Annotated in this window: 23 protein-coding genes and 1 pseudogene; 12 read left to right on the forward strand and 12 right to left on the reverse strand. The window is 42.8% G+C overall.

The window, feature by feature from the left end; translation table 11 throughout:
- Positions 1-119: pseudogene (locus H5185_RS23465) on the reverse strand (PepSY domain-containing protein); the annotation flags it as partial.
- Positions 120-648: 529 nt separating this feature from the next.
- Here H5185_RS23465 and H5185_RS13755 point away from each other — a divergent pair.
- Positions 649-1,212, forward strand: a complete 564-nt coding sequence (locus tag H5185_RS13755; RefSeq protein ID WP_124017396.1) for a NapC/NirT family cytochrome c — start codon at positions 649-651, stop codon at positions 1,210-1,212.
- A gap of 80 nt (positions 1,213-1,292) precedes the next feature.
- On the opposite strand, the gene H5185_RS13760 is transcribed toward H5185_RS13755, so the two are convergent.
- Both H5185_RS13760 and rsmD read right to left on the reverse strand, forming a co-directional pair.
- Positions 1,293-1,592 (reverse strand): DUF1145 domain-containing protein, encoded by a 300-nt coding sequence (locus H5185_RS13760; RefSeq protein ID WP_182742383.1) that lies wholly within the window; start codon positions 1,590-1,592, stop codon positions 1,293-1,295.
- Positions 1,593-1,596: 4 nt separating this feature from the next.
- Positions 1,597-2,196: a 16S rRNA (guanine(966)-N(2))-methyltransferase RsmD gene (gene rsmD, locus H5185_RS13765; protein WP_182742384.1), complete on the reverse strand. Its 600-nt coding sequence runs from the start codon at positions 2,194-2,196 to the stop codon at positions 1,597-1,599.
- Positions 2,197-2,377: 181 nt separating this feature from the next.
- On the opposite strand from rsmD, the gene ftsY reads away from it, so the two are divergent.
- The 4 genes from ftsY to rpoH all read left to right on the forward strand — a co-directional run bounded on the left by ftsY (position 2,378) and on the right by rpoH (position 6,818).
- The gene (gene ftsY, locus H5185_RS13770) at positions 2,378-4,045 is read left to right on the forward strand and encodes a signal recognition particle-docking protein FtsY (protein WP_182742385.1); all 1,668 of its coding nucleotides are present in this window, start codon (positions 2,378-2,380) and stop codon (positions 4,043-4,045) included.
- Between the two features lie 3 nt (positions 4,046-4,048).
- Positions 4,049-4,735 (forward strand): cell division ATP-binding protein FtsE, encoded by a 687-nt coding sequence (gene ftsE, locus H5185_RS13775; RefSeq protein ID WP_124017400.1) that lies wholly within the window; start codon positions 4,049-4,051, stop codon positions 4,733-4,735.
- Positions 4,732-5,697, forward strand: coding sequence for a permease-like cell division protein FtsX (gene ftsX, locus H5185_RS13780; protein WP_124017401.1), 966 nt, complete (start codon positions 4,732-4,734; stop codon positions 5,695-5,697). The genes ftsE and ftsX overlap by 4 nt, the downstream gene beginning before the upstream one ends.
- A gap of 263 nt (positions 5,698-5,960) precedes the next feature.
- Positions 5,961-6,818 (forward strand): RNA polymerase sigma factor RpoH, encoded by an 858-nt coding sequence (gene rpoH / locus H5185_RS13785; protein ID WP_124017402.1) that lies wholly within the window; start codon positions 5,961-5,963, stop codon positions 6,816-6,818.
- A gap of 159 nt (positions 6,819-6,977) precedes the next feature.
- On the opposite strand, the gene menE is transcribed toward rpoH, so the two are convergent.
- Genes menE through menD form a run of 4 tightly spaced genes read right to left on the reverse strand, consistent with a single transcriptional unit; the run spans position 6,978 to position 12,128 of the window.
- Positions 6,978-8,480 carry an o-succinylbenzoate--CoA ligase gene (gene menE / locus H5185_RS13790; protein ID WP_182742386.1) on the reverse strand — a complete coding sequence of 501 codons (1,503 nt, stop codon included), beginning with the start codon at positions 8,478-8,480 and terminating at the stop codon, positions 6,978-6,980.
- Between the two features lie 2 nt (positions 8,481-8,482).
- Complete coding sequence (menC, locus tag H5185_RS13795; protein ID WP_182742387.1) at positions 8,483-9,577, reverse strand: o-succinylbenzoate synthase; 1,095 nt, start codon at positions 9,575-9,577, stop codon at positions 8,483-8,485.
- Positions 9,577-10,407, reverse strand: a complete 831-nt coding sequence (gene menH, locus H5185_RS13800) for a 2-succinyl-6-hydroxy-2,4-cyclohexadiene-1-carboxylate synthase (RefSeq protein ID WP_182742388.1) — start codon at positions 10,405-10,407, stop codon at positions 9,577-9,579. Before menH ends, menC begins: the two co-directional genes overlap by 1 nt.
- A complete protein-coding gene (gene menD / locus H5185_RS13805) occupies positions 10,389-12,128 on the reverse strand; it encodes a 2-succinyl-5-enolpyruvyl-6-hydroxy-3-cyclohexene-1-carboxylic-acid synthase (RefSeq protein ID WP_182742389.1) in 1,740 nt (579 codons plus the stop codon). Before menD ends, menH begins: the two co-directional genes overlap by 19 nt.
- 223 nt (positions 12,129-12,351) lie before the next feature.
- Between menD and H5185_RS13810 the strand changes: the two genes are divergently transcribed.
- A complete protein-coding gene (locus tag H5185_RS13810) occupies positions 12,352-13,185 on the forward strand; it encodes an HDOD domain-containing protein (RefSeq protein ID WP_182742390.1) in 834 nt (277 codons plus the stop codon).
- 42 nt (positions 13,186-13,227) lie between these two features.
- Here H5185_RS13810 and H5185_RS13815 read toward each other — a convergent pair whose 3' ends face one another.
- Positions 13,228-13,656: an Lrp/AsnC family transcriptional regulator gene (locus H5185_RS13815; protein ID WP_124017408.1), complete on the reverse strand. Its 429-nt coding sequence runs from the start codon at positions 13,654-13,656 to the stop codon at positions 13,228-13,230.
- A 173-nt stretch (positions 13,657-13,829) separates the two neighbouring features.
- Between H5185_RS13815 and yjeH the strand changes: the two genes are divergently transcribed.
- On the forward strand, positions 13,830-15,113 hold the full coding sequence (yjeH, locus tag H5185_RS13820) for an L-methionine/branched-chain amino acid transporter (RefSeq protein ID WP_182742391.1): 1,284 nt from the start codon (positions 13,830-13,832) through the stop codon (positions 15,111-15,113).
- 11 nt (positions 15,114-15,124) lie between these two features.
- On the opposite strand, the gene H5185_RS13825 is transcribed toward yjeH, so the two are convergent.
- The gene (locus tag H5185_RS13825; protein WP_124017410.1) at positions 15,125-15,574 is read right to left on the reverse strand and encodes a TerB family tellurite resistance protein; all 450 of its coding nucleotides are present in this window, start codon (positions 15,572-15,574) and stop codon (positions 15,125-15,127) included.
- A gap of 130 nt (positions 15,575-15,704) precedes the next feature.
- Positions 15,705-16,250, reverse strand: a complete 546-nt coding sequence (locus tag H5185_RS13830; RefSeq protein ID WP_124017411.1) for a DUF2780 domain-containing protein — start codon at positions 16,248-16,250, stop codon at positions 15,705-15,707.
- A gap of 169 nt (positions 16,251-16,419) precedes the next feature.
- On the opposite strand from H5185_RS13830, the gene H5185_RS13835 reads away from it, so the two are divergent.
- The 4 genes from H5185_RS13835 (at position 16,420) to H5185_RS13850 (ending at position 21,589) form a co-directional block, all read left to right on the forward strand.
- On the forward strand, positions 16,420-17,142 hold the full coding sequence (locus H5185_RS13835; RefSeq protein ID WP_124017412.1) for a hypothetical protein: 723 nt from the start codon (positions 16,420-16,422) through the stop codon (positions 17,140-17,142).
- A 31-nt stretch (positions 17,143-17,173) separates the two neighbouring features.
- Positions 17,174-18,622, forward strand: coding sequence for a DUF4145 domain-containing protein (locus tag H5185_RS13840; RefSeq protein ID WP_182742392.1), 1,449 nt, complete (start codon positions 17,174-17,176; stop codon positions 18,620-18,622).
- Between the two features lie 350 nt (positions 18,623-18,972).
- Positions 18,973-19,257 carry a hypothetical protein gene (locus H5185_RS13845; RefSeq protein ID WP_259395285.1) on the forward strand — a complete coding sequence of 95 codons (285 nt, stop codon included), beginning with the start codon at positions 18,973-18,975 and terminating at the stop codon, positions 19,255-19,257.
- Between the two features lie 55 nt (positions 19,258-19,312).
- The gene (locus tag H5185_RS13850) at positions 19,313-21,589 is read left to right on the forward strand and encodes a TonB-dependent receptor (RefSeq protein WP_182742393.1); all 2,277 of its coding nucleotides are present in this window, start codon (positions 19,313-19,315) and stop codon (positions 21,587-21,589) included.
- Positions 21,590-21,861: 272 nt separating this feature from the next.
- Here H5185_RS13850 and H5185_RS13855 read toward each other — a convergent pair whose 3' ends face one another.
- Both H5185_RS13855 and H5185_RS13860 read right to left on the reverse strand, forming a co-directional pair.
- Positions 21,862-22,200 (reverse strand): hypothetical protein, encoded by a 339-nt coding sequence (locus tag H5185_RS13855; protein ID WP_182742394.1) that lies wholly within the window; start codon positions 22,198-22,200, stop codon positions 21,862-21,864.
- A gap of 200 nt (positions 22,201-22,400) precedes the next feature.
- Positions 22,401-23,384: a LysR family transcriptional regulator gene (locus H5185_RS13860; RefSeq protein WP_182723053.1), complete on the reverse strand. Its 984-nt coding sequence runs from the start codon at positions 23,382-23,384 to the stop codon at positions 22,401-22,403.
- A gap of 126 nt (positions 23,385-23,510) precedes the next feature.
- Between H5185_RS13860 and H5185_RS13865 the strand changes: the two genes are divergently transcribed.
- A partial coding sequence (locus H5185_RS13865) for a multidrug effflux MFS transporter (protein WP_182742395.1) occupies positions 23,511-24,224 on the forward strand: 714 nt, incomplete at its 3' end.

Raw genomic sequence — 24,224 nt, forward strand, 5'->3', positions numbered from 1 at the left:
CCATGAATATAGTCAATATGCATAAACACCATATATGTTCCTGTCACTGACCAAATAACGAACTGTAGTCCGAGAAAAAGCATTAGCCATTTATGGAGTGTTCTTGCAGTTTTATGCATTCAAATTAACCTTATTATTTTTGTTGTTGGTTTGGTTAAAAAGCGTTTTATGCGAGTCAATCAGGCTTTAAATGACCATTGAGTTAGCATTAGCGGTTAAGTGACTCATAGTTTGCAGCAATTTATGTTAATCGTGAAGCTAAACAAGTGCTGTCAACGGACGACAATAGCCGTACCTTTATCCAAGAAAATGCATTGACTTAAATTTGCTGTGGTTAATATTTTGCCTTAAGTGTTATCAGCCGCTAGCCAAGGGCGAAGGCTTATACCCGTAGTCAAATTAGGTGGCATTTAACTCATTTTGTCGCTGAGCATTATCTTTCTTGACCGCTTGGTTAACTAAATTTAGTCATCGATATTTATTTCGGTCATGTATGTGCAAAAGTCGAGACCTAGCTCGCACTTTAGACATTTTTTAGATAAATAATTCTCAAAATAGCGACTAAAATCAATTTTATAATTTCGAATAATCCTAAACTAGACTTATAAATATTAGAAATTCCTTTTTTGCTATTACGGAGATTGAACAATGAACTGGCGTGCACTATTTAAACCAAGCGCGAAGTACTCGATTATTGCCCTTATAGTGGTTGGTGTAATAGTGGGTGTCGTAGGTTATTTCACAACACAACAAACTTTGCATGCAACAAGTACCGATGCTTTTTGTATGACATGTCACCGTGACCATTCGTTAAGAGATGAGGTTATGGCGTCAGCTCATGGTGGTGGTAGAGCCGGTGTCACAGTGCAATGTCAAGATTGTCATTTACCACATGGTCCATTTGATTATTTAGTTAAAAAAATTATTGTGTCTAAAGATTTAATTGGTTTAATGACCATTGATGGCTTTATGACGCAAGAATGGTTAGATGAAAACCGTAAAGAACAAGCTGATTTAGCATTAGAATACTTTCGCGGAAATGATTCAGCGAACTGTCGCCATTGCCATACTCGCATTTATGAAGATCAGCCAGATACGATGAAGAAAATGGCCGTAAGAATGCACAGTATGAACTTTAAAAAAGCACCAGAAGACAGAAAGACCTGTGTCGATTGTCATAAAGGTGTCGCGCATCCTTATCCTAAAAAGTAATGTGCCGATATTGTTAACTAAAAAACCTCGTTAAATAACGAGGTTTTTTTATACCAATGGTTCAGCTTATCGCCGTTTGATTATTTGTTGGTGCTGTTAATGAGCGGGCTAGAGTGCTGTGAATGATAGTGCTCAAATAGCGCAAATACTCCCCAAAGCAAAATCGCCCAATAATGTGCCGCAGGCTTGTTGTTTCGGGGATTTTGTAAGAATGTGATGAGTACTAGTAGCAGGTGCATCACCGCGGTAATACAGGCTAATACATTAATAAAGAGCCGAACGTCTGCGCTGAAAATAAACCAGCCGTAAGCCACCAAACACCACATCGACAAAGTAGCCGTTTTACCAATAAGTACAATATCGTTTATTGATATCGGCATTGACTTAATCGGCCGATAATTCGGTATTGTTCGGCTGATATTGGTACAGTCGATAACATACTTGACCTGCCTTTTTTTCTTTTAAGGCAACCCAGGTTGCTGGCACATTGAATGAGGTCAATTCTGATTCGGTTTCGAGATAAATTTGTGCATTGGGATTTAACCATTGATGTTGCATCAATAACTCAATGGTGTTGTTTACTAAATCTTTACGAAACGGCGGATCGATAAACACCATATCAAATCCTGTTGTAGTGCCTTTTGCAAGTATTTGTAAACTATCGCCATTAATAACCTCTGCATTTTGGCATTGCAGGGTGGCAAGATTTTGCTTTAGCTGATTAGCCGCATTTTTTTGCAGTTCAATCATGGTTGCAAAGCTGGCATAACGGGATAAAGCTTCGAGGGATAATGCGCCACTGCCAGCGAAGCAATCAAGTACTCTGGCGCCACGAATATCGTTAGCAAGCCAATTAAATAAGGTCTCGCGCACACGATCGGTTGTTGGGCGTAAACCTTCAAGATCATGTATGGGTAGCTTTCGAGATCGCCATTGACCTGAAATAATCCGCACCTGACCGCTGCTGGTATTTTTTTTAGCCATCTCATCCTCGTGATTTTGCCTGAACAAAGAAAAAAGAAAGTGGTAGACTATGCCACAATCTGAACCGTCGTTATTTTATATCAAACTTGTGATTAAATGTGAGTATTCATCATTTTACTGGTTAGAGATGCAACAAACGGCTTCAACTGAATTTTTAAGCATATAAATACTGGTAGCAAACATGGCAAAGAAAGGTTTTTTTTCCTGGTTTCGTAAAGATAAGCCCGTTCCTGAAGGTGAAGATCAACAACAGCTTGATGTTGATAAACAGCATGACATTGCTACAGAGGCTACTGAACAACCCCAACATGCTGAGCTGCACAAGCAAGCCGATGACACCGCCCGTATAGAAGAAACCGAGCGACTGGAACTTGAGCGCCTCGAGCATCAGCGTCTAGACAATGAACGCGCTGAGCAAGCTCGTATTGCTGCAGAACGTCAGGCCGCAGAAGTGCTAGCAGCCCAAAAGCTGGCAACCGAGCAGGCGGAGCAACAACGGCTTGAGCATGAGCAAGCAAAGCAGGCTCGTGTTGAGGCAGCTCGTATTGCAGCAGAACGTCAGGCTGCAGAAGTGCTAGCAGCCCAAAAGCTGGCAGCCGAACAGGCGGAGCAACAACGGCTTGAGCATGAGCAAGCAGAGCAGGCTCGAATTGAGGCTGATCGTCTTGAGGCCGCTCGAATTGCAGCAGAACGTCAGGCCGCAGAAGTGTTAGCAGCCCAAAAGCTGGCAGCCGAACAGGCGGAGCAACAACGGCTTGAGCATGAGCAAGCAGAGCAAGCCCGTATTGAGGCCGAGCATATTGCTGCGCAAATCTTAGCTACTGAAGCGCTAGCCGCCGAGCAGTTAGTTGAACAACAGGCTCCAATAGAGTCGATTGCGTTAGAAGAACAAGATGAGCCTCAAGCTAAACCGCAGAAAGAAGGTATGTTTGCCCGTTTAAAGCGTGGCTTGATGCGCACCAGTGAAAATATCGGTTCAGGTTTCATTGGCTTTTTCCGCGGTAAAAAAATTGATGATGAGTTATTTGAAGAACTTGAAGAACAATTATTGATTGCCGATGTTGGCGTAGAAACGACGACTAAATTGATCAAAAGCCTCACCGAACATGCATCACGTAAACAACTTAAAAATGCCGAAGCACTTTATGATTTAATGCGTGAAGAAATGCAAAAAATGCTCGATCCGGTAGCCGTTCCTTTGGTTGCCGAAAATGCTAATGGCCCGTTTGTAATTTTAATGATTGGTGTCAACGGCGTGGGCAAAACAACCACCATAGGTAAGCTCGCTAAACAGTATCAAAGCCAAGGTAAATCTGTCATGTTAGCTGCGGGTGACACTTTCCGCGCAGCAGCGGTAGAGCAGTTACAAGTATGGGGGCAGCGCAATAATATTCCGGTAGTGGCACAACATACTGGTGCTGACAGTGCTTCAGTCATATTTGATGCCTTACAAGCTGCTAAAGCACGTAAAGTTGACGTATTGATTGCCGATACCGCTGGGCGTTTACAGAATAAAAGCCACTTAATGGAAGAGTTAAAAAAGGTATTGCGAGTAATGAAAAAACTCGACCCTGATGCTCCCCATGAAGTGATGCTAACCTTGGATGCGAGTACCGGGCAGAATGCCATTAGCCAAGCACAACTCTTTAAAGAAGCGGTTGGTGTGACCGGCATTACCATCAGTAAGTTAGATGGTACCGCCAAAGGTGGGGTTATTTTTGCGATTGCCGATAAATTTTCTATTCCGATCCGCCATATTGGTGTGGGTGAGCAAATTGATGATTTGCGTACCTTTAACGCCAATGATTTTATTGAAGCATTATTTAGTCAGGATAAAACGGACCAATAATATATGATCCAATTTGAGCAGGTCAGTAAAGTCTATTCAGGGGGCCAAAAAGCCCTTATGGATGTCAATTTTCATCTTCGACAAGGTGAAATGGCCTTTTTAACTGGCCATTCTGGTGCCGGTAAAAGCACTTTGCTCAAATTGATTACCGTGATTGAACGTGCCACGGCAGGTAAGGTGTCTATTAATGGGCATAATATTGCGAATGTAGGGCCGAAACATGTGCCCTATTTACGACGTAATATCGGCATGATTTTCCAAAATCATCACTTGCTGATGGATAAAACTGTTTTTGACAATATCGCCTTACCGTTAGTGATTGAAGGCTTTACCCATGGTGAAATTCGTAAGCGTGTCGCAGGTGCTCTCGACATGGTCGGTTTATATGGCAAAGAACGACATTTACCGATAATGCTGTCTGGTGGTGAGCAACAACGCGTCGGTATCGCGCGCGCTATTGTTAATAAGCCTCCTTTACTGCTAGCCGATGAACCTACGGGTAACTTGGACCCTAAATTATCGATGGATATTTTACGCTTATTTGAGGCCTTTAATGACTCAGGTACCAGCGTGCTTATTGCCACCCATGATTTAGGTCTTATCGCGCGCATGAAATACCGCACTTTTACGCTGCGTGAAGGACGAATGCTCGGTGGGGAACGTTCAGCTGCTGAGGAGAATATGCGATGAGTAAAAAACCGAGTATTACTCAAAGTAAATTACCCTTGAGTGGCCGAATCGTGATGTTTTTTATTCGTCATGTGCAGCAAGGCATGTCGAGTATGGGCGAACTTTGGCGCAACCCAGTGTCATCTATTATGACCATGGCTGTATTGGGCGTGAGTTTAAGCTTACCAGCTGCACTGCAGGTATTGGTTAAAAATGCCGAAAATATCACTCAGTCTTGGAACAGTGCCGCAGAAATTTCATTATTTATTAACAAAGGGCGCAGTGAACAATCTATTCAAAGTTTATTGTCGCGCATTAAAGCTTTTCGTGAAGTTGAATCAGTCACTTACATTAGTCGCGAGCAAGCACTAGAAGAGTTTCAGCGTTTATCGGGATTTGGTGAGGCGCTGTCATATTTAGATGAAAACCCATTACCTGCTGTAGTTACGGTAACGCCCTCGCTTAAATACTCTAGTCCAACAGGCGCACGTGAGTTATTGGTAAAATTAGAACGCGAATCCGAAGTTGATTTTGGTCGTTTAGACATTGAATGGCTAGAACGTTTGCAAGCATTGCTTAAGTTACTTGAAAAAACCGTGCTAGCGATTGCCACTTTATTGGTACTCGCAGTGGTATTAGTGATTGGTAACACCATTCGTTTGGCGATCATGAATCGTCGAACCGAAATTGAAGTCATGAAGCTCGTCGGCGCGACAGAAGCCTTTATCCAACGGCCATTTTTATATACTGGGATTTGGTATGGCGTGATAGGGGGGATTTTGGCGTGGCTGATTATTAATGTGTTAGTGTGGTATCTTGATGGTGCTTTAGCCGAGTTATTGGGTTTATACGGTAGTGAGTTAACGATTCAAGCATTAACATTTTCTGAGTTGATTAAGCTGGTATTACTGGCCTCATTTTTAGGCTGGTTGGGATCGTATTTGTCTGTACGTCAGCACTTACGTAGCATTGAACCGTCATAATAGCAGGCGTATAATTATCAGCAGCTGATAATAAATGAACCTTTGTTCACTTGCTTTGTGGCTACCTTGCGGTAAAAATGTTCACCTAGTTGAACCTTATTTGACATATGATGTCATATAGTTGATAGTTTATCGGCTAAATCGAGTGAGCCTCGTTTCTTTCTCAACTACAGTGTTGTTAGCTGATAGTGTTGTGAACTAACAGACTCGACTCATCGTATTGAGTTAGCTGAAATATATTTTTGAATGTAGTAGGAGAGCGAATGACTTATCAAACGCAATCAATGGCGCTGGCTGTACCACACAGCACTAGCAGTCTAGAAGCGTACATCCAGTCTGTGACCAGCATTAACATGTTGGATGCGGATACCGAGTACGACATCGCCAAGCGTTTACAAGAAAATGGCGATCTACATGCTGCAAAGCAACTAATTATGTCCCATCTTCGTTTTGTTGTGCATGTTGCCAAAGGTTACTCAGGATACGGTTTGCCGCAGGCGGACCTTATTCAAGAAGGTAATATCGGCTTGATGAAAGCGGTTAAACGCTTCGACCCTGATGTCGGGGTGCGTCTGGTGTCTTTTGCCGTGCATTGGATTAAAGCTGAAATTCATGAATACGTGTTGAAAAACTGGCGTATTGTGAAAGTTGCGACCACAAAAGCACAGCGTAAGTTATTCTTTAATATTCGTAAATCTAAAAAACGTTTAGGTTGGTTTAGTGATGCTGAAGTGACTATGGTCGCGGAGAATTTGGGAGTATCGAAAGCTGACGTGACCGAAATGGAGTCGCGGATGGCAGCCCAAGATCCGGCTTTTGACTTAACCAATGACAGTGATGATGATAATCATGATTTTGCCCCAGCATTGTATCTAGAAGATCATTCTTCAGATTTGGCAGATCAGGTTGAACATGCTAATTGGGAAGCTGATTCTCAAGCACGTTTATTATCAGCTATCAAAACTTTAGATGAACGCAGTCAGCACATATTACGTGCGCGTTGGTTAGATGATAATAAAGTCACCTTGCAAGAGCTTGCATCGACTTATCAAGTGTCTGCTGAACGTATTAGACAGCTAGAAAAAAATGCCATGAACAAGCTTAAATCTTGCATGGAGTAATACTCCAGCCTGTTTGTTGCTCAATTAAAACCTGCTACGGCAGGTTTTTTTATGGCTAAAATTTGCAGTGTCGTTTACGCGGCATTATCTGTTGCAGGTAACGTGAGTCTAATAAACTGCTATGGCTGATAGCCACTTTGTTTAGGGTGTCGCTAAGAATTATTGCGCTGTTTTTGATGCGCTTATCTGCGGTTGAATTGCCGCAATAATGCTTTTTCTTGGCACTTTTAACCCACTTGAAACCACATTTTGTGGCCAGGTAAAAAACTGCCTAGGACGCTTGAAGCGTGCCAGTGTTGATTCCACTAACTGACTCAGTTGCAAGTTGACAACGTCTATATCGATCGCCATTTTATTATGGTCACAATGGAGGCTATGGTTGCTCCCAACGTTATGGTTATTGTCTACTTCGCAATAATCAATAATAGCGCCAGGTAAGTGACCAAACGTCGCATCGGTTACTGCAAATACAATTGCCTGGGCAACATTAGGATGGCTTAATAACACAGCTTCAATTTGTTCTGGATGAATATTTTCACCGCCACAGATAAACATGTTATCCACTCGCCCTAAAATACTGAGCTGCCCTTCAGGATCTAATTGGCCCTTATCATTGGTACAAAACCAGCCTTGATCATCTAATGGTAAGGTTAACCCTTGCTCGGTTAAATAGCCTAAAAATAAACACTCACCTTTGACGTAAATAACGCCATCTTTCAAGCTAAGCTGTCTTGAAGGTAAAGGATACCCATGATGGCCTAATAAATTCGCTTTCGCTGTGGTAATTTGCGAGCTCATTTCTGTCATACCATAGCTAGTGTAAGCATTAATATTTTGCTGCTTTAGCGTCTCAATAAGTGCGGGTTCTATGACGCCACCACCTAAAAGTAATGCGCTGATATGAGCAAATGCATCAGGTTGCTGTTGCAGTATCTGAATCGCTTGGGTGGGCACTAATGACACATGAGTAATATGGTTGTCAGTCAGTTGCTCAGCCAGTGGCTGTGCGGAATTTCGTAGCACAATGCAGGCGCCGGCTAAGGTGCAGCGATGAATAATGGCTAAACCACCAATGTGAAACAGTGGCAATGATAATAACCAAGCGTCAGAGACCTTAAGAGCAATGAAGCTCGCAGACCCTCTGGCGCTGCTCAGATGGTTGTTTAAACAATGGATCGCTGCTTTTGGTGGGCCACTTGAGCCAGAGGTGAGAATAATGTTTGAAGCTATATGGGGTGATATTTCAGCGCTGTGGCTGGCGCCTTGAGGTAAGGTTTTAGGCAGATCAATATCGAGCCAATGGCGGATTTTTATTAACGTTTTTCTGGTGGGAGTATCGGTCCAGAGCCATTGCAGATCAAAGCGTTCAATAAGCTGATTGATCTGCATATCGGCAAATCTAGGCGACAGAGGTAAAAATATCCACCCAGCATCGACGCAGGCCCAATACAGACAGATCATCTCAATATTATTGTGGGATAAACATGCCACTATGTCGCCTTGCTTGACGCCTTGAGCTTGTAATTGTTGCCCTACATGATGGACTAAACCACTTAAGCGAGCGTAGTTGATCCGAGAGTTCACATCTTGGTCTAAAGTGGCCTCTTCAATGGCAATGGCGTTCGGGTAATTTAACCCTGCTTGATGCAAAGGTGACATCATGATTAATTCACCTTGTTTGAGTCACGAGCTTGGCCTATATGCATCAGTGGCTCTAGTACTTGCTCATTGAGTTGCGGTGATAGTTCTGATGTAGCCAACAGCAAGGGCTGCGTAAAGGCGCTTAATGTATCAAGGCCCGGTGACTCATCAGGGGTTAAAGCTTGGCTTACCAAGCGTAAGTCGTTAATGCCCATATTCGCTTCTAAGCTTGAGCTTAATATACAACGTACCCCCTCAAGATGAGCTTGGCTTATCATATTCTGCAATTTCTCCAGCGAACCCAATAACATGGGTTTGATGATTAATGCGCCTAAACCGGGTTGTTGTAAGGCGACATCTAGATCAAACTGAGGCGAGTTGAGTGATTCATCAAGCGCATATTTAATCCCTAATTGGCGATATATTTGTCGATTATCGTTAGGGTTAATGCAAGGCTCTTCAATATATTCAATTTTGTGTTTGGGTAAGCAGGCTAAAAAATCGATAGCTTGTTCAAGACTAAAGCCTGCATTGGCATCTAAACGTAAAGTGACGTGCGGTGCGATAGCCAGTATTTGATACACAAATTGGATCTCGCTTGCCATGTCGGTTTGAGCCACTTTAACTTTAACGCTGTTTATGTCGCCTTGTGTTAGGAGCTTTTGGGCCATAACCTCGATTGACATACCATCATAAAGTAATGGAACTACAGCTGATTGAGTATGAGGATTATCGATGCGAATAGGCAATTTATGAGTTAGTTTTGCATCCAATAAGCTCAATGCAAATGCTAGCGATGGTAGCGACATCTGCTGGGCCATGTCATTTAATATCGCCAAGGGTTGATCAATTAAATTTGCTAACACATGCTGCAGTTGCCATTGCACCTCAGCAAGGGATTCTTGGCTAAACCCGCTGATCACTTGGCTATTAATGTCCAAGCCTGACAGTGGCGCGATTTCAACCCAAGCTGTTTGCTGGTTATTGAGTTGGATCTCGAGCACCAAGCCTTTACGACAATCAATTCGTTGCTTACCTACAGGTAAATAAGGGGTAAGCTCAATTTGATACTGATACAGGCTACAACGGCTGATGGTTAAGTGGTCAAGTAATGACATTATTGCTCCTTTAAACCGGTTAACGGTTCTGGGCATAATAACGCCAGTAAGGTATCGGTAAATAAGTCAGGGTGCAGGCTGTGAATATTATGCCCTGCGGCGTGCAAAGGCTTTAGCTGTAAGTGTTGAGCAGAATCGGCGAGTGAAGCCTGCCAATCGATAGCCACTTGTGCAAACTTTTTATCATCTACACCATAAATAAAATGACACGGGCAGTTTAGGCGCTCAAGCACCGTTCGACAGTCTTGTTGCAAGCTCAGTGAGGTTGTTATAAAGCAATTAGCCAAGCGTTGGGGATCGTTAATCCGCCGTATAGCGATAAGTTGTTGTTTTTGATGTTTACTCAAGTCGCTAAAAACAGCTTGCTGATACCACAGGCTGAGAAAGTCCGTCATGGGTAAATACTTGAGTTTGTTCGCCCACAGGTTATCGCTTTGGGAGCGAGCCGCTTGCTGCTGAGAGTCTTGCAAACCAGGATGAGCAGATTCGAGGGTTAAGCTTAAGAGTGAATCTGCAAAATCATCGGCAATATGCAGTGCAATTCGCCCCCCAAGAGAATAGCCGAGTAAATGAAACTGCCTATAGCCCATGGCATGTATTTTACTGACGATCAGCTTTGCAGCTTGGTGCAACCCCGGCGACTCTAAAGTGTCGATATTCTCGCCATGACCAGGTAAATCAATACAAATACAATGAAAATATTGGCTTAAACGTGGCATTAAAATAGACCAGTCGTCTTTGCTGCCCAAAAAACCATGCAGCATGAGTAATGCGGGTAATTGTGGTTGGCCAAAACGACGGATCATCACCATTAGTGTTGTTTCACCCATTGGTTGATTTGCGTTATTTGATCGCTCGCTTGAGTTGGGCTGACATTAACTTCAATGACTGACGCACAATTAAACTCAAAGGCTTCATGATAAGCCTGATTAAACGATTCAATGTCATCTGCTTGTCGATATGCCAAACCAAACATGGCGGCACCATAGCCAAACTCTAAACCATGACTTAAGCGGTAAAAATCATTACGCAGGCTTTCATTAGGCACAGGCAATAAATTAAAGATATTGCCGCCATCGTTATTGAGAATAACCAGTACAAATGGTTGAGTCATTTGCTTCAAGAGTGCCAATGAATTGAAATCATGCAAGCAAGACAAGTCGCCCATAACTAGGGTGGTTGGTGCATTTTTATCTGCAGCAATACCACAAGCAGTGGCAATTAAACCATCAATACCCGACGCGCCACGATTGGTATAAATTGCGGGTGTGTTAGTGGCAATTGGCGCATACATATCATAGAGGCGAATCGGTAAACTATTACCAATAAACAGTACATCTTGGTCTGTTTGCGCTAAAGCGATTGCACGTATCACTTGCGCTTCACCAAAGGTTGTATTGTCTATTTGTTGTTTCAACAGCGACTCTAACGACTCATTTAGCGGTAATAATGCTAATGCCCAGTTGGCCTGTGATGAGCGTGGCCAAGGGAGCTGGCATACGGCTTGAACACTGGCTTGGAAAAAATCTTTAGCTTGATGGGCCGGATCTAAACGATCGCTGTACTTACCTATTTGCCAATAGCTATGCCAATTTTGCTGGGCAATATATTGAATTAATCGTTTGGAAATAAAGCGCCCACCAAACACTAATATCCGCTCAGCTTGTTCAAGTTGCTTGTTGGCTTTAGCGTTTAATAATAACTGATCAACGTGACCAATTACCCCAGGATGCTGGCGTAATTGTGATTGCGCATCGACCAATACTGGCCAGCCCAACTTTTGCCCTAATGCGACGATTTGTTGAGCATTATCCTCAGGAGCTAAAGTTCCTACTACTATCACGCCTTTACCATGAACAAAGCGCATTAAGGTGTCGGTAGAGGGTAACTCAGCACTGGCTGGACGAGCATAACGAGTCAGTGGCTTAGTGGTTTCAAACCATTGGTTTAAGGGCGCAAGATACGTTGATGTTGTTACACTAGCCGTTTTCTTCACATGAGCTAATGTGACTAATTCTGCGGGGTATAGAGGCTCGCGGTACATACAATTTATGTGTACTGGTTGATGCTGGTTGGCCACAGCGTGATCAATAGTACTCAGTAATGCACTCGCCGGATAACCCAGATCAGGCGTCGGTAAATTAACTTGCTTGGCATATTGCGCAAATATGGCGGGCTGAATAATTGCTTGATTAGCACCGCAATCAATCAATTCAGGCGGTCTGTCACCCGATAAAATAATCAACGGCACATGGGTTAACCATGCTTCTACAATGGCCGGATAAAGGTTTGCCACCGCAGTACCTGAAGTGGTAATGATGGCGACAGGCGCATTACTGGCCTTTGCCAGTCCGAGGGCCATAAATCCTAATCCACGCTCATCAAAATGAATGTGGCGTGTCAGTAAGGTTTGACTCGCAGCGGCCAATGTTAACGGAGTAGAGCGAGAACCTGGTGCCATACAGACATGCTTAACTCCTAAGCGTGCCAGTTCCTCCAAGATCAATTGACCCCATAACAAATTCATATCGGCGCTGGTTTGTTGTTGCATATCGGCTCATATTACAAATAAATAATCGAATATTAGTGTAACGCTAAGTTAGCGTTACATCTAAGATTTAGTGCAGGTTTTTATCCAAAAATGACGAAAAAAATGCTTAACGTTTCAATCAAACAGCAGCCATATTCGGTCTTGTTTTATTTTTGTTGTACTACAGTTACTAATATGATTTAAATAAGACATTAAAAACAATAACAACAAGGACACTATAAATATGGAATCAGCGGCATTATTAAAACGAGTCGATGAATTACCCCGTTTACCTAAAGCGGTTAGTGAGCTGTTAGATGCGGTAAACAATGACAATAGCACAGTAAAAAGTATTTCTGCGAAAGTCGCTCAAGATCCTTTAATTAGTGCAAGGGTATTAAGACTCGCTAATTCTGCCCATTTTGGGCGAAGCCGCGAAGTAGGCAGTATAGATGAAGCCGTGATCCGCTTAGGCATGCAAACCTTACGAACCTTAGTTATTGCTTCTGCGGTAATTGGTGCAATTCCCAATGTTGATGGTGTTGACTTAGCTGATTTCTGGGGTGAGACATTTGAAGAGGCGCTATATGCGCAAGAAATGGCTAAGCGCTGTGGTGTTTCTCCAGATGAAGCCTTTACCTGCGCAATTTTGCATAATATTGGCGATTTATTAATTGCTGTCGTTGAGCCTAAGATGTCAGCTAACATTCGACTCGCGGTGCAAGCGGGTGGGGATAAGCAGCAACTTGAAACCGAATTACTCGGTTTTGACTCTCCTGCTGTTGGGGCATTATTAGCTGAGACCTGGAAATTTACGCCATCATTGGTACAAGGCATTCAATATCAACGAGATCCGTTAGCGGCAAAACCTGCATCTAAACTTGCTTCGGTGATTTATTTATCGCACCAAGTCTTTCGTCACTGGGATGATGATCGAGATGAAGAATCGTTTACTGCTTGGTTAGCCGGAAAAGCCAACCATGAAGCGGGTATCATCAAGATGGATATGGATGGATTAGCCGACCGATTCGATGAATTACGCGGTAAGGGTTTAGAGATAGGTAAACAATTAGCCTAGTCACGAGACTTAACTATTAAGCTCTGTTTATACAGAGCTTTTTTATGCTTGATTGTTAATCCACTCGCTTAATACCACATGAGTTTTTATTTTGACTATGTCAGCCTGAGCATCGATAAATTCACGGATTTCATGCAATCGCTGCATTGAGTTAGCATGTACATAGACCAGTAAATCCATGTCTCCTGTGATGCCTTGGCAGGTAATCACTTCCGGTATTGTGGTAAAAATATGAATCACTTCAGCGCAACGGGCGCAACGATGCTGAATTTCAAAGTAGGCTGATACCCCTTGCTTTTGCGACTCGCTCAGTAACACTTGATAACCACGGATAACACCCGTTTGCTCCAACTTCTTGATTCGTTCTGTCACAGCGCTGCGCGATAAACTCACTTTTTCGGCAATAAACGAAATGCTCTGCCGAGCATTGAGGCGTAATTCGCTTACAATCGCTTTATCAAATTTATCCAATGATTTATATCTCAGTAATTGAGTACTATCGTTCTATTCTGTCATTATGATGGAAAGTTGTCACTTTTCCGTCATTATGTCGGTTTAGTAAAGCAACTTGAGCCAATTAACCCGCAGAATGTTTTGCTGTTTGGCCTTATAATGTCGCCACCTATTTCAGTAAGAATAAAATAATGAATCAAATGAATGCAACAATAGGCCGCTGGCAAGGTGCAGGCTTAATGGCCACCACTTTGTTAGGTACCGGGGTATTTATTTTACCGCAAATGACTATAGAGGTAGCGGGTTCAGCCTCATTATTAGCATGGTTACTCTTAACGATAGCAATTATCCCTGTCGCATTAGTATTTGGTTTGTTAGCCAGTCGTTTTCCTCATGCTTCTGGTCCTGCTTACTTTATTGAAAAGGCATTTGGTGCAACCGCAGGAAGAACCATTGGACTAATCTTTTTATTAGTTATCCCCATTGGGGCACCTGCTGCAATTTTGATGACCTTTCAATTTTTAGAAGCACTGATATCAATATCAGGGCTAGGTCAATTAGTCGCAGAGTTATTGATTGTTGCTGTGTTACTGCTGCTCAATATTAAAGGTATTCAAGTGTCGGCAAAGTTACAGTTTATGCTGACACTATTGATTGTTGCGGTTGTGGCAATATTATTTGGAGCTAGTGGCTTAAATGTTGGGCAGCTAGAAAACTTTGCCCACAGTAGCCATCCGCAATTTAGTGGGGTGATGTTAGCCATGGGCATTGGTTTTTGGAGCTTTTTAGGCATCGAAGCCATGACGCATTTGGCCAGTGATTTTCGTCAGCCGGATAAAGATTTGCTGCCTGCCATGATGATGGGCACGGTATTGGTTGGGGTTATTTACTTAGCCTGCACGTTTTTACTTCTCATGGTGCCAACAGAGGGTGCCGGCTTAGCCATGATATCGGCATTTGATTATTTATTATCAAACACTTTTCTCAGTGGATATGGCGCCTATATTATTGGTATTTTAGGCATAGCCAGCGGTTTAGCCACGGTCAATGTCTATGCTGCCAGTGCCGCCCGTTTATTGTGGAGTTTTAGTAAAGAAGGTATTTTGCCGCGCTATTTCGACAAGTTAAACCCACATGGAGTCCCTTTTAGAGCCTTGTTTGCGATTTTGGGCTCAATGGCGGTGGTGATTGTTGTTACCTATTTTAGCTCGCAAGAATTAGAAGACTTAATTGCATGGAGCAATGGCGTTTTTGTGATTATTTACTTACTGGCGATGTTGTCAGCGGCTAAATTACTCAGTAAACGATATTTGCCATTAGTTATTGCAGGTTGTGTGTTTTGTATTGGTTTGGGCATTGCCCTTGGCAGTAATATGATTTACGCCACGGTATTGGTGTTAGTGATTGCGCCGTTTATGTTTTGGCAAAAAGCCCATCTTACGCGTAAGTATTTAATGAGTAATACCCAAGGCTAATTGGCCATGACTTAACGTATTTCCATGGCGATATTGCGCATTTGAATCAGTTCACTGTGTTTTAAATACAGCAAATCAGCTGTGCGGCGAATAATTTGGTCTTCATATTGCGACAATTCACCATCGGCATAGGCTAATTTCCACATCGCAAGCAGTAGTTTCTGCTTATCTTCAACGCTAAACTGGCTATTGATCTCAGTGGTAAACTCAAATAATGAGGTGGCATTATGGCGGCTGAGTTTAGCTTCATTGATCAATTCAGAGGCTTCATCTGCACTAATATGTAGTGTATTAACCAGCATTGCGGGTAGCAAAGCGGCTTCCGACGATGCCAAGTGTTCATCTGCGTAGACAACTTCAAGCAACAGCGTTGCTGCCGCAAGATTGAGGTGTTTTACCTTGTCTTCTGGGCTACTTTCTTGAGTATGGGATTGGATAAAGTGCTTTAGTTTTGCGATCATAATTAGGCTGTCCAATATTACTGTTCATTTTGATGCTAGCAAAAATGATAATCCCAAGCGAATAGCTTGGGATTAAATTATGTTAACCCAAGTGTTGCTTGGGTTAACAAGTTAGGCCCTTGAAAGCAGGCTATAAGATTGAACCTAGACCTTTCATTAATAAATCCACAGTGCCTTCACCACCACTTTGCTGAAGATAGTTTTTAGCGATATCAACCATAGGTACAATGTAGTCTTTTGATATACCGAGCTTTTCAAAAGCATCATATACCATAGCGCTCCCTTGTAACGAAGAGCCTAAATTACCTGCTTTTGATAATAATCCCGACATACCATTATCCGATGATAGTGCAGGTACTGCAGCCATTAGCCCATCAGCATTGGGGATACTGTTGCTTAGCTGACTGAAATCATTGTTACCTAAATTGGTTTGGGCCAAATTAAGCAATGATCCTAATCCGCCTTCAGCTTGAGTTTGAGATAATCCAAGTTGCGACATAACGCTGCTCACTAATGCACTTGATTGCTCTGATGCTGCTGGCTGTGCAATGGCTTTAGCTTGTTCTGTTGCTGGTTTTTTAGTTATTTCAGTCACGTTATCCAACCAGCCTGCAGATGTCGGTGCCGAGAATATCAATACGGTAACCAGTACCGGTAATGCGGATGCTAATTTCATAGTGAGTGTCCTATCATGCCATTCAATGTCTAAACTTCGGGTCATTTTAGCCTGATTTACATAAATGCGACAGATGATCACGATTTTTGCTCATTAGACTTGTGCAAAATGCTTTTTTTTTGGGTATCCTAAGCGCAATATTTGTCGTTAATAGATTACTGGAACCCACATGTCATTGTTTGCAATTTTGACTGAAGCATTTAACTTTTTTCGAAACCACATCCGTCAGCTTGCCATACTGACATTGCCATTACTATTAATCCAAGTCGCTATCCAACTTTGGCTAGGTAATGAAATGATGCAGGCTGATGCTGAAAACCCACAATTTGGCGCAGTTCATGCTGCGGCAATGATGGTACTTTTGTTAGTATTTTCATTTTTAATTGCGGCTTTAACACTCTATTTAGAGCTACGCTCTCAAGGGCATGATCTTGCGCCGGGACAAATATTGAAGGCTAGCTTGCCATTTGTACCACCATTATTATTAGCTGGAGTATTTTCTGGCTTAGCCATTTTAGCGCCGGTAATGATTTTTGCTGCATTTGGCCCGTTGTGGTTAATTGGTTTATTAGTCAGCTTATATTTGTTTTCTCGGCTTGCATACGTGAACTTTATGGTGGTGGTTGAGCGTTTAACGCCCCTTGAAGCGATTAAGAGCAGCTTTAAATTTAGTGGCCCTATCACGATTAAAACCATTGCAGTATTAATGCTATACGTGCCATTGTCTTTATTGGCTGGCATGTTTTCACAAGTCGCGATGCAAGTTGGCTTTCCACTGCAACTTATCGTAGAAGCGACTTTTTCATTCTTAGGTTTGTTTGTTAACATCGCTTTGTTTAGATTGTATATGGTCAATCGTAAAACTGCGGATGCTGACATCACCGAGGGATAATAGCCTGTAGACACTCAAAAAGGAGAGACCATTGTTAAATGATATTGAGTTTATTGATGGTTTCTCTACTGAGCTTAGCGACGATTATCGTTTAGCCAAAAGTTATGTTCGTGATATTCCTACTCAAGCGCTTGTGTATATTCGCAGTTTTACCCATAAGCTCACTAGCCAACTCGCCATTCCCCATGGGCTTATTTTCACTAGCCCTAATTTGTACGACCGAATTGAACAATTACATCAAGCACGATTAATCGATCCGCCAGCTGTGCGCGCATTACATCGGCTTCGCAGTGACGGTAACCGTGGTGCCCATCCAGAAAAATACCATTTAACCCAAGCACAACTCGTGACGATTGCAGAAAAGTCGATTGAGCATATTTTGCAATTGATTAAAAAACTGTACCCATTAGTACAGCAATCAGCACCTAGGTATCAATTTGACGCTTTTGACTCATTTGCTGGGCGTGATTTATGTTACCGCGCAGTGATGGATAACGACGCGCAAGCGCAGTATTTAGTTGGCATGTCTCTAAAAGCCAAAGGCTTAATGCTACAAGAGCAGGAACAGGCTTTAGCCCAAGTATTACTGGCTCGTTCTACGTTTAATGATGTTGATTCAATGACAGAAAAAACATCAACGCGAAACTCTGCCGCGGACGCGTTTGCACAAGCGGGTTATTGGTTTGCTTTAGCATCCACTCAGGATCAAGCAGCATTATTTGAACATGGTGTGAGCTTATTACATGGATATTGTGGTCATCCAAATCCAATTGAAGGTGAGCAACTTATTGCTAAGGCTGCCGAAAAAGGCATTGTCGAAGCACAAGCATTACTGGGGTTTTTCTACCTTGTTGGCAGCTCTCAATTTAGTGTTGATCTGCTCCAAGCCGAGCGTTTATTAACCCTTGCCGCCAATGCTGAAAATGCTGAGGCCATGTCAAATCTTGGAGTGTTGTTTTATCAAACCCAACAATTTGAAGATGCATTTTTATGGGTGAATAAAGCCGCGAAAGCCGGATATTCTAATGCCCAATATCATTTAGCTTTGATGCTAGTCGAAGGGCTAGGATGTGATATAGACGTACCTGCAAGCCTGCAATGGATGAACGAAGCCGCTGAGCAAGGGCAGGTTGATGCCATGCTACATTGTGGCAGTGATATTTTGCACGATGACAATGCCAGCCAACAACAACGAACTAAGGCCGAACATTACTTACACCAGGCGATTAAGTACGGCCACAATGTGAGTGCAATGATAGAGTTAAGCGTGGCGTTAGCTGACGGTATTTTAGGCCGTATCGATGTAGTACAAGCCGCATATCTACTCACACTCGCTAGAACGCATGCTAATGAGGAACACCGACAAGTCATCGAGCCATTGTGGCAATCATTAGCCATGCAGATTGACAGTGTCATCGCACTCAACCCCACTGAAGAAGAGTTAATTACCTTGCAACAGGCCAAGAGCTTACTTCTGTAAGGTAAGTTGCTGGCGGGCATGATGCTTGAATATCATGGATATTAATCCGTTAATCCTTTCAACGTTAACACTCTAGCTGCTGATATTACTCACACTACGCAGCTTAATACGCTGGCTAGATAGAGAAAGCCTTCAATGCTGTTATTTGTCTAGAGAGTGCTGAATCATTGTTAACTGAGCAGATTTTTAATGGAATGAGTATTAAATAAGTTTTGTTACTAAAAGCCACTAGACGACAGACTAAAAAATCAAGTAGGGTGAGAGCATAAATTAGGATCTATTAAATCAATCATTCGGATAATAATCCGATTAAGATGAATTTGACCCGTAGAATAATCATGACTCACTCAATGTTTCAGACTCACAAAAAGTGGCTATGGCTACTGCTCGGCGTATGGCTGATTGTAATACAATCATTCGCGCTGCTGCATTCTGCTGAGCACGGTCTGGAACATCAGCATACTCATTGTATTGTGTGCGATTTTGGTCATAACCTAAATGCCGGTCCATCATCTTTGCGCATGCCGCCGATGGGATTGCAACAGCCGGAATATATTGCGCATACACCTTATCAACAACCTAGCTTGTCGGTATTACGTCACTTCAATGTTCGTGCTCCTCCCTGCCTTTTTTAAGCAATATCACAATATAAAAATTTATAATTTTTTGCTTATCTAAAGGAAAGGCACAATGAAACTTGCATTATCTTCTATAGCGCTAGCAGTTGCTGGCGTATGTTCACCGGTTATGGCTGCGCAGCTACAAGGCCAAGTCACCGACCCACAAGGTACACCTATTGTTGGTGCTCAAGTCAGCATTGATGGTGGCCCTCGGACAATGACTAACTCACAAGGTCAGTATCAGTTAACCGTTGCCGATAATAGCCATGTGCATTTGCACGTAAGTGATGATAATTTTAAGCATGTTGATCAGGATTTGCAGATAACTACAGGTGTGATTAAACAGGATGTTTCACTCAAGCAGGCCATAATGGAAAATATCGTGGTCACTGCCTCACCTCTTGCGCGTTCGGCACTCGAAAGTACCACACCAATAAGTGTACTTACCGAAGATCAGCTTAAACTTAATATCGAACCCACGCTCGGCGATACCCTAGAAAAACTCCCCGGTGTACAAGCTTCCCACTTTGGTGCTGGGGCCAGTCGTCCTATTATCCGTGGTATGGGCGGCCCTCGTGTGCAAGTACTTGAAAATGGTCTCTCTGTAGGTGACGCATCTACTGTATCTGCGGATCACGCAGTAACCACTGAGGCTGCATCGGCACAACAGATTGAAATTCTTCGCGGTCCTGGCACTTTGCTTTATGGCAACGGCGCAATTGGTGGCGTGGTCAATGTGGTCGATAAGCGATACCACGAGGCGCCTGTCGATGGCGTTTCAGGACAACTTGGTACTCGCTACGATACTGCCAGTAATGGTCGTACATTCAACGGCGATATTGATGGTGGCAATGGTCAGTTCAATTGGCATTTAGATGGTACTCATCGCGTTACCGATGATGTTGATATCCCTGGTAATGCAATTGTCGATATGCCCGAAACCCATGGCAAACTCGATAACAGTAGCTTAAAACTCGATGACTATGCTGCTGGTGTTGGTTATACCGCAGATACTGGATTTGTCAGCGTATCAGGTGCTCGAACCGAATCTAACTACGGTATTCCTGGACGCGGCGAGGCTGATGCTGCGGATATCACCATCGATTTAAAGAAAACTGCGTGGCAGTTACACAGCGGCTTATTAGACCCATTTGCTGGTTTTAGTAAGTTGCGTTTTGATGCTGGTTATACTGACTATCAACACTCAGAAGAAGAAGATGGCGTTGCAGGCACCACTTTCTTTAATAAACAAAGTGAGGCGCGCTTAAGCCTGAACAATAACCCTTGGGGTGAATGGCAAGGCACCATGGGATTGCATATGGTTCACCGTGACTTTTCTGTTGAGGGCGAGGAAGCGCTCACGCCAAACAGTAAAACAGATACTTTGGCGGCTTTTATTGTCCAGGAGCGTAAAGTCGGAGATTTTCGTTTTGAACTCGGTGGACGCATAGAACATTATCGTTTAGCGCCAGAGGGGATGATTTTAGAGACCATTAATGGTGAGCAAAACTATCAAGCTGAAGATTTAGTCGACAATGATTTGACCTTGTCGGCAGGAATGGTTTGGGATTTCGCACCGTCGTACAATTTAGGTTTGTCCTTGACTCGAGCTCAGCGTTCTCCAACCGCCGAAGAGCTTTACAGCTTCGGACCTCATGATGCTACGCAAAGCTTTGAGATCGGTTCACAGTTTACCATTGTAAACGGTCAAATTATGACTGACAGTGGTAATAACGACAAAGAGATCGCGAATAATATCGACCTAACCTTACGTAAATTAGAGGGGGCATGGACTGGTTCATTAAGCATGGCTTATAACAGAGTGAACAATTTCTACTACGAGAAAAATACCGGTTTAATTGCCTCTGATATTGTTGGCGCTGATCCAGAAGGTGATTTACCTGTATATCAATTTACCCAAGGTGATGCTGAGTTATATTCACTTGAGGCTCAGGCCACTATCCCATTCAATGATAATTGGTCGTTAGATATGTTCAGTGATTACACTCGCGGCAAATTGGTTGATGGTGGTAATTTACCGCTCATGCCGCCTATGCGTATAGGCTCAACGTTAAACTATGATCAACAGCAATGGCACGCGGAAATTGCCGCGATTGGTTATGGTAAACAAACTGATACAGCAGAAAATGAAACTGAAACAGCAGGTTATGCTTTAGCAAATGCAGCGGTTACCTATCGTTTATACACGAATTCGGGTGATATGTTGCTTTATGTCAAAGCAAATAACCTATTGAATCAAGAAGCAAGACCACATACTTCATTACTTAAGGACTACGCTCCGCTAATGGGCCGTAACGTGATGTTTGGTGTCACTTATAACTTTTAGTCTTTACTGCTTGTATACAAAATTAACTTAATCCTAAAGCGAAGTCTCTGACTTCGCTTTATTTTTAAGTTTGCATTTTGATCTCTTCATCACCCGCGCAAAGGCCGCTTGCTCACATTTGGGCTATCACTACATTCGCTTTGTGCTAAAGGACTGCTGCGTTTGGCAATTAGCGATAATCAAGATAACAGTTACATCAACTTAGGCAGCGGTCATGTTGATTAATGATCGCAGCCGCTAATGGATCTTCACTACGCGCAACCTGCGGTTCGTTAATCTGCTTGATGCTCAAACGTACGTCCATTGCGTTGTGATTGATTGGGCTTAGCACGACTGAACATATCAGCGTATGGCGCTGTTTGTTCGCGCTGCACATCCGCACGGCCTTGGTAGATATCGCCTTGTTGGGATTGTGCTTGTTTTCTCTGCAATATTTTTTTACCTAGCAACTGTAAAGTAATAAAGCTTAATAAGCCTAACAACAATAAAAACGGTAATAACACTATGGTGGTCAATGCGATGGCAAACAGCATCAGTAATGTCCAAATAGGGTTCATGTTAGTGAACCTGTTTTTCAAATTGGCAGTGTGGAATGATTGATTAAATCTCATAGTAGCTCCTGGGTACACTTAGCCTGAAAATGGGGTCTAAAAAGGTTACCTATAAATCAGTAACGATGATTTAAAGTACAGTCTGCATTGCTGAGACATAATATGTCACGTTAAATTCGGTTAATGTTTACGCTTTGGCGCTCAACTATTTAAGGTAAATACTTGCTAATAGCCCGCTTGAGCGGGATTGAGTAAAAGTATCAGTAATCATTTTTACTCATGTGTTGATTCGCGATAGCTCGTTCGACACTGTTGAAAATAATATTACGAAACCATTGATGCCCTGGTTCTTGGTTATTTCTTTCATGCCATAGAAACACATAAGCCATTGGCATAAATTCAAACGGTAAGGGAATAGAAACCAGTGAATAGAGCTTTTGAGCATGATGAGCAAAACTTGATGGCAAGGTAAAAATTAAATCAGTATTCGCGCAGACGCTGGCCGCACCATAAAAGTCTGGTACTGTAGTCGATAGATGACGATGTAAGCCTAAATTGGCCAGATGATAATCGAGAGCCCACCAATCGTTGCCTTCACATCTTACCTGAACATGAGACATGCTAAGGTAGTGAGCTTGATCCCATTGACCCGCTTTTACTTGCTGTAAAATAGGATGATCTTTACGCACTAGGCAAACTTGATGGTCGTTAAATAGTGTTTGTGATTCTATACCTTCGGGTACTTTTTCAATATTGACATCAGTTTGTGGATAAATATCTCTGCCAGCCAGGCCAAAATCGATTTGCCCTTGCTGTAGATCTTGCATAGATTTTTCGGTCCAGACATAGGAATCTAATTTTATTGACGGTGCTTGTTGCAATAGTGGCCCGATAAAATAGGGGATTAAGGTTTCATAAGCACTTTCAACCATAGATAATGAGAATTGGCGGTTACTGGTCGCGGGATAAAAAGTGGGAGGCTGGGTAAGTTGATATAAGTTTTGCAGCACTAACGGCAGTTGCTGTCTTAATGCATCTGCATGAGCCGTGGGCTTTAAACCGTGCGCTGTGCGTTGAAATAGTGGGTCATCTAATGTTTCTCGCAAACGATTTAAGCTTTTACTCACCGCCGATTGACTAACATGCAATCGATGAGCTGCTCGAGTCACACTTTGCTCCTCAAGTAATACTTGGAGAATGACTAATAGATTAAGGTCGACCCGAGCCAGATTGTCTAAATTCATGTGATATTCTCAAATGGAAATTCACTTTGGATTTTATATCATTTTCGTTCATACCTCCATTTGGCTTATTATAACGCCCTATTAAGGGTGACCTTTGTGCATTAAAAATTTAAGAGAAAGAAGTTTATGCGTCGTAACCTATTGCCACTGTTAATGTTTATGGTGCTATTAAGCCCATTAGCTATTGATATTTATCTGCCGTCTATGCCTGCAATGGCATTGGAATATGGTGTCTCTAACAGTGAAGTACAGTCCACCTTAGTGTTATTTTTATTTGCGATGGGCGTAGGGCAAATTTTAATTGGTCCACTCGCCGACCGTTTTGGTCGTAAACCTGTCGCGTTATTTGGGATTGTGCTTTATGGCATTAGCAGTTTATTGGGTGCTTACTCGGTTGAATTTGAATGGTTGCAGATTGCTCGAGTTTTTCAAGGGTTAGCCGCATGTTCAACCTCTATTGTGGTCTTTAGCGCGGTACGTGACTGCTATTCCCGCAAAGAAAGCGTGTCGATGTACAGTTATCTCAATGGTGCCATTTGTGTGGTGCCCGCGCTGGCTCCAACATTTGGTGGCTTATTAGCCTTACAGTTTGGCTGGCGTTCTACCTTCATTTTTATGGCTTTGTATGCCATTTTTGTGTTGTTTTTAGTGGGGTTCCGTTTCCCTGAAACGCGTCCATTAAATACCGACAGCACAGGACCTTTATACCGTTGGAGTCGTTATAAGCCGGTTATTGGTGACCCACATTTTATGTTTTATGCCAGTTGCTGCATGATCGCGATGGCATCGATATTATGTTACGTGTCGTACTCACCTGTGTGGATAATTGGTCACTTAGGC

The sequence above is a fragment of the Shewanella sp. SG44-6 genome, assembly GCF_014164185.1.
Taxonomy (GTDB): domain Bacteria; phylum Pseudomonadota; class Gammaproteobacteria; order Enterobacterales; family Shewanellaceae; genus Shewanella; species Shewanella vesiculosa.